13 protein-coding genes and 1 pseudogene are annotated in these 16,958 nt (G+C 64.6%); 9 read left to right on the forward strand and 5 right to left on the reverse strand.

Annotation, left to right across the window (positions count from 1 at the left end; translation table 11 throughout):
* Positions 1-104: 104 nt before the first annotated feature.
* From dapB to TK49_RS06730, 7 genes are all read left to right on the forward strand, one after another.
* Entirely contained in the window at positions 105-896 is a 792-nt protein-coding gene (gene dapB / locus TK49_RS06700) for a 4-hydroxy-tetrahydrodipicolinate reductase (RefSeq protein WP_045786021.1), read from the forward strand.
* 174 nt (positions 897-1,070) lie between these two features.
* On the forward strand, positions 1,071-3,704 hold the full coding sequence (leuS, locus tag TK49_RS06705; protein ID WP_045786022.1) for a leucine--tRNA ligase: 2,634 nt from the start codon (positions 1,071-1,073) through the stop codon (positions 3,702-3,704).
* 30 nt (positions 3,705-3,734) lie between these two features.
* The gene (locus TK49_RS06710; RefSeq protein WP_045786023.1) at positions 3,735-4,247 is read left to right on the forward strand and encodes an LPS-assembly lipoprotein LptE; all 513 of its coding nucleotides are present in this window, start codon (positions 3,735-3,737) and stop codon (positions 4,245-4,247) included.
* A 17-nt stretch (positions 4,248-4,264) separates the two neighbouring features.
* The gene (gene holA / locus TK49_RS06715) at positions 4,265-5,341 is read left to right on the forward strand and encodes a DNA polymerase III subunit delta (protein ID WP_045786024.1); all 1,077 of its coding nucleotides are present in this window, start codon (positions 4,265-4,267) and stop codon (positions 5,339-5,341) included.
* Positions 5,342-5,402: 61 nt separating this feature from the next.
* Entirely contained in the window at positions 5,403-6,683 is a 1,281-nt protein-coding gene (locus TK49_RS06720; RefSeq protein WP_045787779.1) for a glutamate-5-semialdehyde dehydrogenase, read from the forward strand.
* Positions 6,684-6,741: 58 nt separating this feature from the next.
* Positions 6,742-7,164: a CopD family protein gene (locus TK49_RS06725; RefSeq protein ID WP_045786025.1), complete on the forward strand. Its 423-nt coding sequence runs from the start codon at positions 6,742-6,744 to the stop codon at positions 7,162-7,164.
* Between the two features lie 14 nt (positions 7,165-7,178).
* Complete coding sequence (locus tag TK49_RS06730; protein ID WP_045787780.1) at positions 7,179-8,570, forward strand: THUMP domain-containing class I SAM-dependent RNA methyltransferase; 1,392 nt, start codon at positions 7,179-7,181, stop codon at positions 8,568-8,570.
* 38 nt (positions 8,571-8,608) lie between these two features.
* On the opposite strand, the gene TK49_RS06735 is transcribed toward TK49_RS06730, so the two are convergent.
* The 4 genes and pseudogenes from TK49_RS06735 to TK49_RS06750 all read right to left on the reverse strand — a co-directional run bounded on the left by TK49_RS06735 (position 8,609) and on the right by TK49_RS06750 (position 12,859).
* Entirely contained in the window at positions 8,609-9,616 is a 1,008-nt protein-coding gene (locus tag TK49_RS06735; RefSeq protein ID WP_045786026.1) for a response regulator, read from the reverse strand.
* A gap of 73 nt (positions 9,617-9,689) precedes the next feature.
* Positions 9,690-10,796 (reverse strand): two-component system hybrid sensor histidine kinase/response regulator PhcR, encoded by a 1,107-nt coding sequence (gene phcR, locus TK49_RS06740; RefSeq protein WP_045786027.1) that lies wholly within the window; start codon positions 10,794-10,796, stop codon positions 9,690-9,692.
* 8 nt (positions 10,797-10,804) lie between these two features.
* Positions 10,805-11,530, reverse strand: a pseudogene (gene phcS, locus TK49_RS06745) (two-component system sensor histidine kinase PhcS); the annotation flags it as partial.
* 33 nt (positions 11,531-11,563) lie between these two features.
* On the reverse strand, positions 11,564-12,859 hold the full coding sequence (locus TK49_RS06750; RefSeq protein WP_045785873.1) for an ISL3 family transposase: 1,296 nt from the start codon (positions 12,857-12,859) through the stop codon (positions 11,564-11,566).
* 355 nt (positions 12,860-13,214) lie between these two features.
* Between TK49_RS06750 and trfA the strand changes: the two genes are divergently transcribed.
* On the forward strand, positions 13,215-14,111 hold the full coding sequence (gene trfA, locus TK49_RS06755) for a plasmid replication initiator TrfA (protein ID WP_052698594.1): 897 nt from the start codon (positions 13,215-13,217) through the stop codon (positions 14,109-14,111).
* A 764-nt stretch (positions 14,112-14,875) separates the two neighbouring features.
* A complete protein-coding gene (locus TK49_RS06760) occupies positions 14,876-15,703 on the forward strand; it encodes a toll/interleukin-1 receptor domain-containing protein (RefSeq protein WP_082076292.1) in 828 nt (275 codons plus the stop codon).
* A gap of 494 nt (positions 15,704-16,197) precedes the next feature.
* Here the strand turns inward: TK49_RS06760 and virB5 are convergent, their stop codons facing one another.
* The gene (gene virB5, locus TK49_RS06765) at positions 16,198-16,887 is read right to left on the reverse strand and encodes a P-type DNA transfer protein VirB5 (RefSeq protein WP_045786029.1); all 690 of its coding nucleotides are present in this window, start codon (positions 16,885-16,887) and stop codon (positions 16,198-16,200) included.
* Positions 16,888-16,958: the final 71 nt, after the last annotated feature.

Genomic DNA, 16,958 nt, shown 5'->3' on the forward strand with positions numbered 1-16,958 from the left:
GCCAGCGCGCCGGCATCACGACTTCGAGCGAGCGGCGGACGGGTTCCGCCGCTTGTGCGTTTTACAGACCGTTTCCCCTTTTGCAGCTTTTCGCTTCCACCGACATGAAAATCGCGATTGCAGGCGCCTCGGGCCGCATGGGCCAGATGCTGATCGACACCGTATTGCGCACCCCCGGCGTGACGCTGGGCGCTGCGCTGGATCGTCCGGGCAGCGATGCCGTGGGGCAGGACGCCGGCGCTAGGCTTGGCAAGGCCACGGGCGTGATCGTGACCGACGATGTGCGCGCAGGCCTGTCGCAGGCTGACGTGCTGATCGATTTCACCCGCCCTGACGCGACGATCCACCACCTGGACATCGCGCGTGAACTCGGCAAGGCCGTGGTGATCGGCACCACCGGCTTCTCGGCCGAGCAGAAGGCCAGCTTCAAGACCTACGGCGAGTCGATCGGCGTGGTCTGGGCGCCCAACATGAGCGTGGGCGTGAACGCCACGTTCAAGCTGATCGAAGTGGCGGCCAAGATCCTGGCGCAGGGCTACGATGTCGAGATCATCGAGGCACACCACAAGCATAAGATCGATGCGCCGTCGGGCACCGCGCTCAAGATGGGCGAGATCGTGGCCGAGGCGCAGGGCACCCGGCTGGCCGACCGCGCCGTCTATGCGCGCGAAGGCGAGACCGGCCCGCGCGAGCTGGGCACCATCGGCTTTGCCACCGTGCGCGGTGGCGACATCGTCGGCGACCACACCGTGCTGTTTGCCGGCGAAGGCGAGCGCATCGAGATCACGCATCGCTCCAACACGCGGCAGTCGTATGCCGAGGGCGCGGTGCGCGCAGCGGTGTTCGTGGCCGGCAAGAAGGGCCTGTACGACATGAACGACGTGCTGGGCCTGTAACAAGCGCACAAAAAGAGGCGCCGGCAGGCCTGTTCGGCGCCTTCTTGCGCCGTTGCCGCGGCTCCGGCGGGGCGGGTGGCGACGGTATAATCGGGCCTTTTCCGTTATCCAATCCGGCCGCGCGCGCAGGCGCCGCGGCTGCAATCGCCCGCAGCATCCGGGCGTTCCGTCACCATGCAAGAGAAATATTCCCCGTCTGACGTTGAACAGCTGGCGCAACAACACTGGCAGGCCAAAGACGCCTATCGCGTGACCGAACACGCGCGCGCCGCTGACGGCTCGGACAAGCCCAAGTTCTACGCCTGCTCGATGCTGCCGTATCCGTCGGGCAAGCTGCACATGGGCCACGTGCGCAACTACACGATCAATGACGTGATGACGCGTCATCTGCGCATGAAGGGGTACAACGTCCTGATGCCGATGGGGTGGGACGCCTTCGGCATGCCGGCGGAGAACGCGGCGCTCAACAACGGCGTGGCCCCGGCCACCTGGACCTACGACAACATCGCTTACATGAAGAAGCAGATGCAGTCGATGGGCCTGGCGATCGACTGGTCGCGCGAGGTCGCCACCTGCGACCCCAACTACTACCGCTGGAACCAGTGGCTGTTCCTGAAGATGCTCGAGAAGGGCATCGCCTACCGCAAGACTGGCACCGTGAACTGGGATCCGGTCGACCAGACCGTGCTCGCCAACGAACAGGTGATCGACGGGCGCGGCTGGCGCTCGGGCGCGGTGGTGGAAAAGCGCGAGATCCCGATGTACTACCTGCGCATCACCGAGTACGCGCAGGAACTGCTCTCCGATCTGGATGCACTGGGCTGGCCGGAGCGCGTCAAGCTGATGCAGCAGAACTGGATCGGCAAGAGCGAGGGCGTGCGCTTTGCGTTCCCGCACACCATCCCGGGCCAAGATGGCAAGCCGATCAATGACGGCAAACTGTACGTCTTCACCACGCGCGCCGACACCATCATGGGAGTCACCTTCTGCGCCGTGGCGGCCGAACACCCGATCGCCACGCATGCCGCGCAGACCAACCCGGCACTCGCGGCCTTCATCGACGAATGCAAGCACGGCAGCGTCATGGAAGCCGACATGGCGACCATGGAAAAGAAGGGCATGCCGACCGGCCTGACGGTCACGCACCCGCTCACGGGCGAGCCCGTGCCGGTGTGGGTCGGCAACTACGTGCTCATGAGCTACGGCGACGGCGCCGTGATGGGCGTGCCCGCGCACGATGAGCGCGACTTCGCGTTCGCCAACAAGTACGGCCTGCCGATCAAGCAGGTCGTGGATGTGAAAGGCCAGCCGTACGACACCACCACCTGGGCCGACTGGTACGCCGACAAGGAGCACGGTGTGCTCGTCCACAGCGGCAAGTACGATGGCCTGAACTATCAGCAAGCCGTCGATGCCGTGGCCGCCGACCTGGCCGCCCAGGGCGTCGGCGAGAAGAAGACCACCTGGCGCCTGCGCGACTGGGGCATTTCGCGCCAGCGCTACTGGGGCACGCCGATCCCGCTGATCCACTGCGAGAGCTGCGGCGTCGTGCCGGTGCCCGAGCAGGACCTGCCGGTGCGTCTGCCCGAAGACCTCGTTCCGGACGGCACGGGCAACCCGCTCGCCAAGGATCCGCGCTTCCTGAATTGCACGTGCCCGTCGTGCGGCAAGCCCGCGCGCCGCGAGACCGACACGATGGATACCTTCATCGATTCGTGCTGGTACTACATGCGCTATACGTGCCCGGACGGCGCCACGATGGTCGACGCCCGCAACGATTACTGGATGCCGATGGACCAGTACATCGGCGGCATCGAGCACGCGATCCTGCACCTGCTGTACGCGCGCTTCTGGACCAAGGTCATGCGCGACCTGGGCCTCGTCAAGTTCAACGAACCGTTCACCAACCTGCTTACGCAGGGCATGGTGCTCAACGAGACGTATTACCGCGAAGACGCTGCGGGCAAGAAGCAGTGGATCAACCCGGCGGACGTCGACGTGCAGACCGACGAACGCGGCCGCCCCGTGGGCGCCACGCTCAAGGCCGACGGGAAGCCGGTGGTGATCGGCGGCGTGGAGAAGATGTCGAAGTCGAAGAACAACGGCATCGACCCGCAAGCGCTGATTGACCAGTACGGTGCCGATACGGCGCGCCTGTTCACGATGTTTGCCGCGCCGCCCGAGCAGCAGCTCGAATGGAGCGACGCCGGTGTGGAGGGCGCCTCGCGCTTCCTGCGCCGCGTGTGGAACTTCGGCGTCGTACATGGAGATGCGATTCGCGCGGGACATGGCAATGGCGTCGTCGCCGGTGCCACCGATGCCGACCGCACGCTGCGCCGCGAACTGTACACCGTGCTCAAGCAGGCCAACTACGACTACGAGCGCCTGCAGTACAACACCGTCGTGTCTGCGACGATGAAGATGCTCAACGCGCTGGAAGGCGCCAAGGACGCGGGCGCCGACGCGCGCCGTGAAGGCTTTGGCATCCTGCTGCGCGTGCTGTACCCGGTGGTGCCGCACATCACGCATGCACTGTGGCAGGAGCTCGGCTATGCAGGCGTGTATGGCGACCTGCTCGACGCCCCGTGGCCGCAGGTCGATGAGAATGCGCTGGTGCAGAGCGAGATCGAACTCGTGCTGCAGGTCAACGGCAAGGTGCGCGGCAGCATCGTGGTGCCGGCCGATGCCGACCGCGCCACCATCGAAGCGCTCGCCGCCAAGGACGAGGCCGTGCAGCGCTTTGCCGACGGCAAGCCGCCGAAGAAGATCATCGTGGTGCCCGGCCGTCTGGTGAACGTGGTGGCCTGATTGGGCCCCTCACTCAAGGAACGCAAGGTTATGTCGCTGTCTCGTCGCCACTTCGGCCGTACCGTCTTCGCGCTGGCTGTGGCTTTGCCGGTGCTGTCCGCCTGCGGTTTCCACTTGCGCGGCAATACCGACTTCGCCTTCAAGAAGCTGTACATCAACCTGCCGCAGAACTCGCAGATGCGCGCGCAGCTGCGCCGGTTGATCGACAACGGATCCGACACGGTCATCGTGTCGGACAAGAAGGACGCCGATGCGCTGCTCGACGTGCTGGCCGAGGACCGCGTGAAGACGATCTCGTCGCTCACGCCGCAGGGCGTGGTGCGCGAGTACCGCATCACGTACCGCTTCCGGTTCCAGCTGCGCGATGCGCGCGACAATCTGCTGATCCCGCCGTCGGAGATCACGCAGTTCCGCGACCTCTCGTACAACGAGACGCAGGTGCTCGCCAAGGACTACGAGGAAGCGGCGCTCTACCGCGACATGCAGGGCGATGTCGTCAACCAGCTGGTGCGCCGGCTGGCCGCTGTCAAATTGCCGTCGTAAGCGGCGGCCGCCCCGTCATGCAACTGCGGCTCGACGCGCTCGAAGGGCACCTGAAGCAGGCCGCCGCCAAGGGCCTGGCGCCGCTGTATGTGGTGCACGGCGACGAGCACCTGCTCGTGCTCGAGGCCGTCGATGCGCTGCGTCTGGCCGCACGCGCCCAGGGCTTCACCGAGCGCGAAGTGATGAGCGTCGAGCGCGGCTTTTCGTGGTCGCGCGTGACGGAGGCGCAGCAGTCGATGTCGCTGTTCGGCGATCGCAAGATCGTCGAGTTGCGCATTCCGTCCGGCAAGCCCGGCAAGGATGGCGGCGAAGCCCTGCGCGCCCTTGCCGCGGGCACGCCGTCCGGCCCTGCCACCGACACCATCACGCTGATCACGCTGCCGCGCCTGGACTTTGCGACGGCAAAGTCGGCATGGTTTGCCGCGCTGGAAGGCGCCGGCGTGTCGATCAAGGTCGAATCCGTGGATCGCACCAAGCTGCCCGGCTGGATCGGCGAACGTCTTGCCCGCCAGCAGCAGCGCGTGGAACCCGGCGAGCCGGGTCGACGTGCCCTGCAATTTATTGCCGATCGCGTGGAGGGCAACCTGCTGGCCGCCCATCAGGAAATCCAGAAGTTGGGCCTGCTGCACCCGCCGGGCGTGCTGACGTTCGACGATGTGCACGATGCGGTGCTCAACGTGGCGCGCTATGACGTGTTCAAGCTGTCCGAGGCGATGCTGGCCGGCGACGTGCCGCGCCTGGTGCGCATGCTCGAAGGCCTGCGCGGCGAGGGTGAGGCCACGGTGCTGGTGCTGTGGACGTTGACCGAGGAAATTCGCGTATTATCAAAAATCGCCTCGGGCGCCGCCCTGGGCAAGCCGGTGGCCTCGATGCTGCGCGAGCTGCGGGTCTGGGGCCCGCGTGAGCGGCTGGTGCCGCAGGCGGCGCAGCGCCTGTCGCAGCGGGAACTGGAAGATGCGCTGGCCATGGCCGCCAGGCTCGACCGGCAGGTCAAGGGCCTGCGCGAACCGTCGCTGCCGGCCGAGCCATGGGATGGCCTGCTGCAGCTGGCAATGCGCGTTGCGCGCCCCGGCAGCCTCCCGGTCGCCGTGTAGCCGGCGCCTTCCCTTCTCACTTGAATCTGAATCGCCGGTGCATGCGCCGGCCGCGACCATCATGAAGCAGCTCGACGTGAACGAATACATGGCCCTCGTCGGCCGGCAGGCGCGTGTCGCCTCGCGCGGCATGGCACGTGCCGGCACCGCGCAGAAGAATCGCGCGCTGCTGCATATCGCCGCCGCCATCCGCCGCGATGCCGCCAAGCTCAAGGAGGTCAACGCCCGCGACGTCGAGCGTGCGCGCGCCAACGGGCAGGATGCTGCCTTTGTCGATCGGCTCACGCTCACCGATCGCGCCATCGACACCATGGCAGCGGGCCTGGAGCAGATCGCCGCGCTGCCCGACCCCATCGGCGAGATCAGCAACATGAAGTTCCGCCCGACCGGCATCCAGGTCGGCCAGATGCGTGTGCCGCTCGGCGTGATCGGCATCATCTATGAGTCGCGCCCGAACGTGACCGTCGATGCCGCTGCGCTGTGCATCAAGTCAGGCAATGCGACCATCCTGCGTGGCGGCTCGGAAGCCATCGAGTCGAACGGCGCGCTGGCCGCGCTCATCGAGGAAGGATTGGCCGACGCGGGCCTGCCCGCCAACGCCGTGCAGGTAGTGGCCACCACGGACCGGGCCGCCGTCGGCAAGCTCATCACCATGACGGAATACGTCGACGTGATCGTGCCGCGCGGTGGCAAGAGCCTGATCGCACGCCTGATGGAAGAGGCGCGCGTGCCGATGATCAAGCACCTGGACGGCATCTGCCACGTCTACATCGACGCCGATGCCGACATCGAGAAGGCCGTGCGCGTGTGCGACAACGCCAAGACCCAGCGCTACGCGCCGTGCAACACGATGGAAACGCTGCTCGTCTCGCGCGACATTGCCGCGCGTGCACTGCCGCCACTGGTGAAGATCTACCAGGAGAAGGGGGTGGAGCTGCGCGTGTGTGCGCAGACGCGCGCCACCCTGGAAGCCGCGGGCTTCGGCAACCTCAAGGATGCCGTCGAAGCCGACTGGCATACCGAGTACCTGGCCCCGATCCTCTCGATCCGCACGGTCGACGGCCTGGATGCCGCCATCGAGCACATCAACACCTACGGCTCGGCGCACACCGATTCGATCATCACCGAGAACTACTCGACCGGCATGCGCTTCCTGCGCGAGGTCGATTCGGCCAGCGTGATGATCAATGCCTCCACGCGCTTTGCCGACGGTTTCGAGTATGGGCTGGGGGCGGAGATCGGCATCTCCAACGACAAACTCCACGCACGCGGGCCGGTCGGGCTGGAGGGGTTGACCTCGCTCAAGTACGTCGTGTTCGGGCACGGCGAGATCCGCACCTGATCCGGCTCACCACCAGCGCGCCGCCACGAGCGGCGCGCATTGCTTCAACGAGAACGACATGCTCTGGGTCAAAGCCTTTCACATCGTCTTTATCGCGTCGTGGTTTGCAGGACTCTTCTACCTGCCGCGCATCTTCGTCAACCTCGCCATGGAAACCGAGCGCGTGGCGATCACGCGCCTGTTGATCATGGCGCGCAAGCTGTTCCGCTTCACGACCATGCTGGCGATCGTGGCGATCCTGCTCGGCCTGTGGCTGTTCCTCGGCTACCGCATCGGCATGTATCCGCCCAATGGCTGGATGCACGCAAAGCTGGCGCTGGTGCTCGTGACGATCGGCTATCACCATGGCTGCGGAGTGCTGCTGCGCAAGTTTGAAGCCGGCGCCAACAAGCGCTCGCACACGTTCTACCGCTGGTTCAATGAACTGCCGGTGCTGTTGTTGTTGGCGATCACGATCCTCGTCGTGGTCAAGCCGTTCTGATGGTTGGTTTTCCGATGCCGATTGCTTACTTTGCACCGTGCCCCCGTGGTCTTGAACAGGCGCTGGCCGATGAACTGGCCGAAATCGCCATCCGCCCCGAGGTGGATGAGCTGGCGGCGTTCGAGGTCGGGCGCACCGTGCCAGGCGGCGTGCATTTCTTCGGCACACCGGGCGCGGCGTATGCCGTCAACCTGCACAGCCGCATCGCCAGCCGGGTGCTGATGCGCCTGGCCGCGCGCGGGTACCGCTCGGAAGACGACATCTACGCGCTGGCCGCCGCGCAGCGCTGGGAAGACCACTTCACGCCCGACGAGATGATCCGCGTCGACGTGACCGCGCACAAATCGCCGCTGCAGAGCCTGAAGTTTGTCGGCCTGCGCGTGAAGGACGGCATCTGCGACCGCTTCCGCCAGCGCACCGGCGCGCGGCCCAGCGTCGACACCGTCTCGCCGGACGTGCGCATCCATGCGTACCTCACCGAGACGGATTGCACGCTGTACCTCGACACGACCGGCGAGCCGCTCTTCAAGCGCGGGTGGCGCCAGGAGAAAGGCGAGGCGCCGCTGAAGGAAAATCTCGCGGCGGGCATCCTGCGCCTGACCGGCTGGACGGGCGCGCAAGGCGTGCCGTTCTACGACCCGATGTGCGGCAGCGGCACGTTCCTCGTGGAAGCGGCGCAGCGCGCGCTCGGCATCGCACCGGGCGGCCAGCGCGCCTTTGCATGCGAGTGGTTCCAGGACCATGACGCCAAATGCTTCAAGCGCCTGCGCGAAGCGGCCGCCGATGCCGCCGCGGCCGCCATGCGCCGCGCGCCGCCCTTGGTTGCCGGCGCCGATATTTCCACCGACATGCTCGCCTACGCCGCCGCCAACTGGCAGCGTGCCGGCTTGCCCGGCGAGCCGATGCTCAAGCAGGTCGATGCGCGTTTCGGCCGGCCGCCGTTTGATGCGCCCGGCGTGCTGCTGATGAACCCGCCGTACGGCGAGCGCATCGCCGTGCGTGGTGCGCAGGGTTCGCGCCGCCGCCGGCCGGAAGGCGAGGGCGATGAAGGCGGCACCGTCTTCGAGCGTGCCAGCCGCGCCATGGGCGCTCCGCGCGATGAATTCCGTCGCCAGCCGGAGCCGCCGCCGCCCGTCGATCCGCAAGAAGAAGCCGCCGCCAACGAGTTCGCCCAGGCCTTTGCAGGCACGCTCAAGCGCGAGTTTGCCGGCTGGAAGGCGTTCGTCTTTACCGGGGACCTGTCGATGCCGCGCCGCATGCGGCTCAAGGAATCGCAGCGCACGCCGCTCTACAACGGCAACATCGAATGCCGCCTGTTCCGTTTCGAGATGGTCAAGGGCGGTATGCGCGATCGCCCGGAGCGCTCCGCAAAGGGCGATGCCTCAAACGATAACGCCGAGGCGTAAGGCCTCGGCGCTGCGTTGCGGCGTGGCGGGGGAACGGCTCACGCCGCCTGCTGCTCCTGGAAGTGTTCCATCCAGCCCGCGAGTTGATCCGGTGTGAGCGGCGTCTGGCTGTCGAGCAGGCGCAGCTTGACGGCCGCCCCGTCCCGCTCGGCCTTGACCGACCAGCCTTTGCCGTCCAGCCACAGCAGGAATGCCAGCCATTGGGCATGCGCTTCCGATACCTTGTGCGTGGATGCCGCTTCCAGGAATTCCGTCAGCGTGGGCGGCTCGACGATCGTCGCTGCATCCGCGCCGGCCGGCGACACCTGGCCGTTGAGCACATCGGCAAGCACCTCCAGAGCCTGTGCGGCCGGCTTGCTCTCGAAGCGCGACGACAGCGCCTGGTAGGCCTGTCGGACCGCGTGGCTGAACTGGCCGGTGCGCACGCTTTCCTCGCCGACGAGTTCTGTGTAGTCCTTCATTGCCCAGTCCGGCTGCGCCACCGAATGCAGCCCGACGGCGGCCGCAGCGCGCAGGTAATCGTTGACGGCACTGAACGACGACAGCCCCGACACCGCGATGTACAGCGTCTGCAGCGCGCCGATGCGGTGCGTGAGCGTCTGGCTCTGGCGCACGGTCATCTTCTCGCGCAGCAGGGCGTCGCGCTCGCGGCGCAGGTCGGAAAACTCGAGCGCCTGCTTGAGCTCCACGCGCAGCGCGGTGATGTCCCACGGCTTCTTGATGTAGCGGTGGATCTGCCCCTGGTTGACAGCCTCCACCGTGTCCTCGATTTCCGAGTAGGCGGTGGTCAGGATGCGCACCAGGTGTGGATAGCGCTCGCGCGCGTAGCGCAGCAGTTCGTTGCCGAGCTCGCCCGGCATGCGCTGGTCGGATACGAGCACGCCCAGCGTGGCGGCGTGCTGGTCGAGCATGCGCTTGCCCTCTTCGACCGAGGTGGCGGTGACGACCGGCGCCAGTGAACCGATGGCACGGCCGAAGTAAGTCAGCGCCAATGTCTCGTCGTCCACGTACAGGATCTTGGGCTCATTGCCCCCGGGATTGGTCATCCATCACTCCTCATAGCAAGTGCAGTCAATGCGCGGAGCCGGTGCGGCGCGGCTCGTGTTGTGAATGGTGTTGTCATGGGAACGTCAAGGTCACGCGCGTGCCTGCGCTGGGTGCGGAATCGATCGCAATCGCTCCTCCGAACGATTGCATGATCCGCGTACAAAAAATCATGCCCATGCCGTTGCCGCCCTCTTCGGCGCGCGTCGTCACGGGGTCTATGGTGAGCCGGGCGAGGACGTCGGGGGCGATGCCGGGGCCGTTGTCCTCGATGCGGATCATGTGCCGCCCCCCGCCCGCGTCGGGCGCCTGGCCCGCGACGATCTCGAGCCGTGGCTGCGGGCTGTGCTGCAGCGCCTGCAGCGCATTGCTGGTCAGTGAAGACAGCACCAGCATCACGCAGTTGGGCAGGGTGACGACCGGGAAATCCTCGTCCACGCGGTAGGACACCCATTCGCGCTGCGCGTTCGTGAAGGGGTACGTATCGAGCAGCGATCGGATCAGCTCGCTCGCGCTGCTCGGTGTGGTGCCGGCCCCCGGCTTGCCGTACGTGTTGCGCACGGAGTTCAGGAACGAGGCGATCACCGAGAGGCAGTAGCGCGCGTTGTCCTGCACGCGGTCGGCGGCGCGGCCGATTTCGGACAGCGCCTCGGGAGGGCGCTCGGCCTGATCGATGCGCATGCGGATGCCGCGCGCGAAATTCGAGATGGCAGCCAGCGGCGTATTCAGCTCGTGCGCGAGGAAGGCGAGAGTCTCGTCGATGGCCATCAGGCGCTGGGTACGCAACAGGCGGTCCTGCCGCAGGACGAGGGCTTCCTGCAACGAACGCCGCACATCGTCTGGCTGATACGGCTTCTCCAGGATCTTGAACACGCGCCCGGTGTTGACGGCCTGGATAAGCAGATCCTTGTCGGCATACGCGGTGACCAGGATGGTGGCGATATCGCCATATTCGGCATCGATGAAGCGCAGCAGCTCCGTGCCGTCGCCGCCGGGCATGCGGAAATCGGTCAGGACGACGCTGATACGCTCGTGCGCGTCGCGCAGCACGGCCTTCGCCTCGTCGACGCTGTTGGCCGTGAGCACGTCGTAGCCCGTGCCGATGGCGCGAGCAAACCACTTGCAGGCTTGCTCCTCGTCGTCGACGTAGAGGATGGTGACGGTATCGGGCGTGGCGTCCATGGTGCGGCCTAGTCCGCGCGCGGCAGGTCGAACGTGAAGCGCGCCCATTCGCCTTCCTTGCTCGTGACGGCGAGCGTGCCGCCGTGGCGCTGGATCACGCTGTAGCTGATCGACAGGCCCAGCCCCAGGCCCTTGCCGACTTCACGCGTGGTGAAGAACGGCTCGAACACGCGCGTGAGGTTTTTCTCGGAGATGCCGGGGCCGTTGTCGGTGACGACCACGTGCAGGCGATCGCCGATCCACTCCGCGGCAATCTCAATGCGCGGCTGCTCGCGCTGGACCTTCTGCATGGCCAGCGCCGCATTCGAGAGCAGATTGATCAGCACGCCGATGATGGCCGCCTCGTCACCGCGCACGAGCGTGTCGGGCGGCAGCTTGCGCTCGACGGTGACGCCGCGCAATTCGTGGCTCGTCAGGCGGACGGCCGAATCGATGGCCTTTTCCACCAGGAAGGGCGCGTCGGCCTCGCCCTTTTCGGGACTGCGGTACGCGAAGGTCTTCAGGTCCGACACGATGTGCTGCACCCGCTGCATGCCTTCCTTTGCGTCGGCCAGGCACTCGAGCAGCATGGGGCTGGCCTTGGCCGTCGGGTCTTCCTGAGCCACCGCGATCGCCATCAGGCAGAAATTGACCGGATTGTTGATCTCGTGCAGCAGCCCCGCCGACAACGTGCCGATGGCGGCCATCTTTTCCTGCTGCAGGAGCTGGCCCTTGATCTCGACGAGGCTGCGGTGGCTCCATGTCGTTTCGTGTGGAAAGCAACACTGTCACTGGGGCATCGCCGGCGCGAATGGGCTGGCCGGCAGGTGCTTGAGCTTGGACATGCGCAGGTAGGCGATGGCGATGAAGTTCTGGCTCGTCCTGAAGCCGCGCGCGGCGCGCTTGGCCTGCTGCAGCAGCCCGTTCATCGCCTCGACGAAGGCGTTGCTGCGGTGATCGACCATGCCGCGCACCACCGCGTCGAACCGCTCCTTGAGCGTGGCGGCCAGCTTCTTGAACGGCTCGAGCCGACAGCGCCGCGCCCAGCTCAGCCAGGCCCTGAGGTCGGATGCGGCCTGTTCGATGCTGTTGTGCGCTGTGGCCCGTGCGTACACCTCGCGCAGCGCCATCTTCAGCCGCCACGCCCGCGCGCTCTTGAGCGTCGAGCGCTGCAGCCAGTGCATCGCCTGGAGCTGGCGGGCGCTCCAGGTGCTGGGGTTGCGCCGCATGCCCCACAGCAGCTGCCTGAGCGTCTTGCGGCCGCCAGCGCCCAGCGCGGCTCGCACCGCCTGCGCGTCGGTGGCCATCTCCGCGCGGCGCACCTGGTCCATCGCATCGATGGCCATCGAGACGACGTGAAAGCGGTCGTAGCTGATCTGCGCCTCGGGCAGCGCCAGCGCCACGCCCTTGGCGTAGGCCGCGCTCATGTCCATGCACACGTGCCGCACCTGGGCGGGATCGCCGCCATGGGCCTTCAGATCCTCGGCGAACTCCACCACCGTGCGGTGCTCGCGCCCCTCGGTGGCGAACAGCAGCCGCTTGCGATCCAGGTCGTGCACGACGGTGATGTAGTGCTGCCCGCGCCGCAGGCTGGTCTCGTCGATGCCCACCGTGCGCACGCCGGAGAAGTCTTCCAGCGCACGCGCCTGCTCGACGTAGAACTCGATGCGCCGCCACAGCCGCTTGTCCTTGCAGCGCAGCAACTCGGCGGCCTGGCGCACCGGCAGGTCCAGGCACAAGGTCAGCGCCAGCGCTTCGAACGCCGCGGTGAAGCCCGAGCCCGGACGCGCCCAGGGCACGGCCACCTGCGTGGTCTTGCCGCAGGCACCGCAGGCCACGCGCGGCACGTCGCAGTGCAGCCAGGCCTCGAACTGGAAGAAGTCCAGGTGCCGCCAGGATCGGCGCAGCCGGTCGTGCACCGGTTGCGTGGCCGCACCGCATGCCGGGCAGGCGAGCCTGCTGGTGTGGCAGCCGATCTCGAAGTCGATACGCCGCTTGGCCGTGTCGAGCCTGACGTCATCGACGACCCACGGCGGCTGCAAGCCCAGCGCGCTGGTGAACAGAGCTTCTACGGCAATGCCCATGGACTCATCCTCCTGATCAAACACGCCTCGTGGACATGTGCACAGGCCGGCCAGCGGCCTGCACACATGCCCACCGGGCTCGACGACCAGGAGTCATTGTGACTGTTGGGTTCCACACGAAATGACGAAGGACCTTACCCCATTCCCTCTTTCAAGATCGGCAGCAAGCGGGTTTTCCGCTTGCTCGACGTGGCAACGTATATCGACGGTTTGTGCGCGGCCGACCCTAGCCATCCGGCGAACAGGCGGCCGAAACGCGGGCGACCGACCAAGGTTCAGCAGCAAGTAAGATTGCTGGCGAGCATGCCCATAGCGGGCAAGGAGAACGGTCTGGTTGCGTTTTGAGGGGTAATCCATGTCCCTCGATACACTGGCTTCGAATCGCCCATGCAGCCTCAAAGACCTACTGGCTCGCATGGAAGGGAGAGCGGCCAAACTTGGCACTGCTGATCGAAAGGAAGATCAACAGGTCCAGCTCTTTCTACCTGGCTTGGAAGAGTTCATGCGGGCAATGCCGAACCACATTGCTCGATCCAGCCTCTTCGCTCCCGTAGCGCGCGGCCGAAAAAAACTGCACAAGGACATTGTGCTGGTGAGTCGTGCAGACGCGGTGATCAAGTTCTCGGGAGAGCAATTGGACGAAGCGCAGGCAGACGTCTGGATGCAGGCAATGCACGAGGCCGGACGGGCATCGCTTGGCGAGCCGGTAACCATCAACCGTGCAGCGTTTCTGCAAGCCATCGGGCGTGACACTGGCCGATGGCAATACGAGTGGCTGCATCGCACTATGCATGCGCTCACGTTCGCCATGTTGGTCATCGAAATAACCAAAGGCGGCAAGCACAAGCTGAGTATTGGCCACACGCGTGCGTTACATATGATCGAGGCCTTCGACTACGACCCTCAGCGAGAGGAATACACGCTCCGCATTGATCCGCGATGGCGTGGGATGTATGCCAACCGGGAATTTGCACTGATCGACTGGGAGAAGCGCCAACGAATCAAACAAGGGCAGGACATGGCTAAGGCACTGCAGCGCCTTGCGGCGACATCTGCCGACCGTGTGCAACGGCACGCATTGGACTGGCTCCGGGAGAAGATGCAATACAGCAGCCCCATGCGGAAGTTTAAGGAATCTCTTAAGGCTGCTATGCACGAGCTTGAACGAGTCGGCGTCATCGCCGGCTCGCGCATTGAGTTGAGCAGCAAGGGTAAAGAACAGGCCGTATGGGTCCGAGTTGTGGATAAGTAGCACCCCTTGCATCGGTGTAGCGTTCCGGGGCCTTCGGTGTAGCGTTCCGCATCGTCGGTGTTGCATTCCGCCCGATCGGTGTAGCGTTCCACCTATGCCGCTGGATGCCTTGTGCGACAAGGGTTTTAGACGCGTCGAGCGCTCTCTACCTTCTTTCTATCCTCTTTCTACCTAGCTTCTGTTGTTGATAACCTTGGGTAGGGGAAGTCTTGATCTCAGGCAACTTCGCGCCCGTTGGGCTTGGGCAGCCCCCTTCGGGCTGCACCCCCGCGTCGGAACTTGCCCGACTGGCTGCGGGAGCAGGCCGCCGCTTCGCTCTGTCCTGCCCCTTGCCGTTAGGCTCCGTAACCTCCATCCGCGTCAAGGGTGCGCTACGCCGTCATCCTCACCCGTTCGGTGCTCGCCTACGGCTACGTTCCGCATGCGGCTTCCGGTGCCGCCCTTGACCCGGGTACTGGCCGAAATACGTGTCGTCGACCTTCCAGCTTTCGTATGCGTCTGTCGATAACCGGCGATGTCCCGGAGGAATTTGCATGACCGAAAGTGGCACGAAAAGCAGTGCGGATTCAACCGGTCAATAATGGCCGACGGTGATCAACGACACGCCATAATTTTCTGCCGAGCACCATATAATCCGTTAGCTATCGTGTCGGAAGTCATAAGAGGCGGACACGGAGCGAAACCACAAGCTCGGATTCGAACCCGTCCCGCTGGGGCTTTTCCATTTTCGTTGCGCTATTTGCAACGCACAGGTTTTTGCCACCATGACAAGTAAATCAACGATTTTTCTTTCGCATATCCATCAAGAAAAGGAGCTTGCGCTGATGTTGCAGCTCGCGATCGAGCGTGAGTTCGGCGGGTTCGTCACCGTTTTTGTTTCATCCGATGGCGGCCGAAGTATTCCTGCCGGCGCGAACTTTCTCACAGCGATCGACGATGCGCTTGTAAACTGTGTCGCTGCGATCTATCTGATTAGTCCGGCATCGCAGGCGCGCCCGTGGATCAATTTCGAACTTGGAGCGATCTGGTCGCGCGACGCTGTGAATCGCCGGGCCAATAATGCTCCCGTGCCGACGATTCCCTTGTGTCATTCAGGTGCTAGCCCCGCGACTCTCCCCCAACCACTCGGTAGTCTCAACGGCGTGATTGCGGCGGATGCTGCGCAGCTAAAGAATGCGTTCCGCGCACTCCAAGGTGCCCTGGGCGTTCAAAACGGGAGCTTGCATACCGACTTCACTGCATTGGCGAATGACATCGCTGAGTTTGAGCGCAAATACACGGTAGGCGATTCCCTCAAACAGCTTTTCAAACTCGTGCGTGCCAGCGATGAAAATCTCACTGCGCTAGTCGATCTCGCGCACAAGAATGTCCACAATTCCGCCTGGATTGATGTCAACCTTGGCTCGATGCCGGACGAAATTTACACCAAACTGCTCGAATTCCAGAACGGCCCACTCGCTGGAATAGTGACGGTGATCGGCAAGCAGCCGGGAATGTTTTTTTCTGAAACAGCCAGTTTTAACGGTCGAATGATAACGCTGAAGGTCGACGCAAAATCAATTATTGATAACGCCGCAGAACTTCTGGCTTGATGCACCCAACCGGCGCTCACAAACAGCTTATAGGGCGGCCTGAGAGGTCGATCTTTCGCGAGCCGGTCCCTCGGTGCGAGAGAAGGAGTTTTTCAACACTATCGGCCGAATCGAGTCCCTGGCGTCCCCCAACTCCTTCCGCCGTACAGCCGCATCCGGCTAAGCGTCCCCGTCCTCGCCAGTGTCAAGGGCGCGCAGCGGCCCCGGCCGGCTGGCGCGGCCCGCAGCCGAAGGCGAGGACACGGGCCGTCCGGGGCGAACCCTTGATTCTGGATGGGGTGGGTTAGCCTGACAGCGAAAGGGGCAGGGGTGGTTCTTCCCCTGCCCCTCGAGCGTCCGGGGCGGCCCCCGGTGGGGGGGCGGGGCAACGCCCCGCAGATTGGCGAAATTTTCGCGGGCGCGAAAATTCGGATGTTGGATGTTGCGTGTGTGTTCAGCGCTGGCCGGGCATAGGCGCCGGACAACGCTCGGTCAAGCTTCGCTGCAGCACGAGCTTAGAAGCGAGGCGGTGTGCCCCGAATTGATTTGATGGCTATCTCCCTGGCTTGCTGTTGCTGAACATCCCGTTGAGCGTGGGCGAGATGCATCATCATCGTCAGCTTGACTTGCTCGTTCTGCATCATCACCTGCTCGGCCTGGATACGCCCTTGCAGATCGAGGATGTCTTTCTGATCGGGTGCCGCATTCACCTTGTCCAGCAACTGTTGGATGGAAGCGAACCGCTGGCTGGCCTGCCGATAACCTTCCTCCCCGATCGCGCGATTCAGTGCATTTTGATTCTGGGCACTCTGAAATGCGCGTGCGGCATCGCTTGTCGCCGTCAGGCCGGTGCTATCCATTCCTACCAGCTTAGCGGCGTCACGAATCGACGAGATCGAACCAGAGATGCTGCCTCCCATGTTCTTACCGTTGAGCATGTCTTGATACTCAGACGGCAAATAGTTGCGCAGCGCTGGGTTGTTGACCAGGCTCGCCATGCCCCGGACGCCGTTCAGGCTGTCATATGTTCCCTTCATCTGCTGAAGCTGTTGTTGCATCTGCTGGAACTGCTGCATCCACGACTGAACCTGGAGGATCGAGTTGGCGAGGTTCGCCGCATCGATCACAGGAATGCCTTGAGCAAGCGCACCCTGCACGGACGCTAGGCCCGCCACGACAGCCAGTGTGCAAATGAGATTTTTCATGTTCGTACCCGCCAAAATTGATGCGCACATTGGAGGGCGGTCGTGAGAGTTCTTCATCACGCTCGCCGACT

Origin of the sequence: Ralstonia mannitolilytica, from assembly GCF_000954135.1 — a bacterium.
GTDB classification, from domain to species: Bacteria; Pseudomonadota; Gammaproteobacteria; order Burkholderiales; family Burkholderiaceae; genus Ralstonia; species Ralstonia mannitolilytica.

Bases quoted from the DNA above. Each gene is read 5' to 3' on its own strand.
- dapB (WP_045786021.1), top strand. From the start codon at position 105: ATGAAAATCGCGATTGCAGGCGCCTCGGGCCGCATGGGCCAGATGCTG.
- TK49_RS06730 (WP_045787780.1), top strand. From the start codon at position 7,179: ATGCCGATTGCTTACTTTGCACCGTGCCCCCGTGGTCTTGAACAGGCG.
- TK49_RS06720 (WP_045787779.1), top strand. From the start codon at position 5,403: ATGAAGCAGCTCGACGTGAACGAATACATGGCCCTCGTCGGCCGGCAG.
- holA (WP_045786024.1), top strand. From the start codon at position 4,265: ATGCAACTGCGGCTCGACGCGCTCGAAGGGCACCTGAAGCAGGCCGCC.
- trfA (WP_052698594.1), top strand. From the start codon at position 13,215: ATGTCCCTCGATACACTGGCTTCGAATCGCCCATGCAGCCTCAAAGAC.
- TK49_RS06750 (WP_045785873.1), bottom strand. From the start codon at position 12,859: ATGGGCATTGCCGTAGAAGCTCTGTTCACCAGCGCGCTGGGCTTGCAG.
- virB5 (WP_045786029.1), bottom strand. From the start codon at position 16,887: ATGAAAAATCTCATTTGCACACTGGCTGTCGTGGCGGGCCTAGCGTCC.
- phcR (WP_045786027.1), bottom strand. From the start codon at position 10,796: ATGGACGCCACGCCCGATACCGTCACCATCCTCTACGTCGACGACGAG.
- TK49_RS06710 (WP_045786023.1), top strand. From the start codon at position 3,735: ATGTCGCTGTCTCGTCGCCACTTCGGCCGTACCGTCTTCGCGCTGGCT.
- TK49_RS06725 (WP_045786025.1), top strand. From the start codon at position 6,742: ATGCTCTGGGTCAAAGCCTTTCACATCGTCTTTATCGCGTCGTGGTTT.
- TK49_RS06735 (WP_045786026.1), bottom strand. From the start codon at position 9,616: ATGACCAATCCCGGGGGCAATGAGCCCAAGATCCTGTACGTGGACGAC.
- leuS (WP_045786022.1), top strand. From the start codon at position 1,071: ATGCAAGAGAAATATTCCCCGTCTGACGTTGAACAGCTGGCGCAACAA.
- TK49_RS06760 (WP_082076292.1), top strand. From the start codon at position 14,876: ATGACAAGTAAATCAACGATTTTTCTTTCGCATATCCATCAAGAAAAG.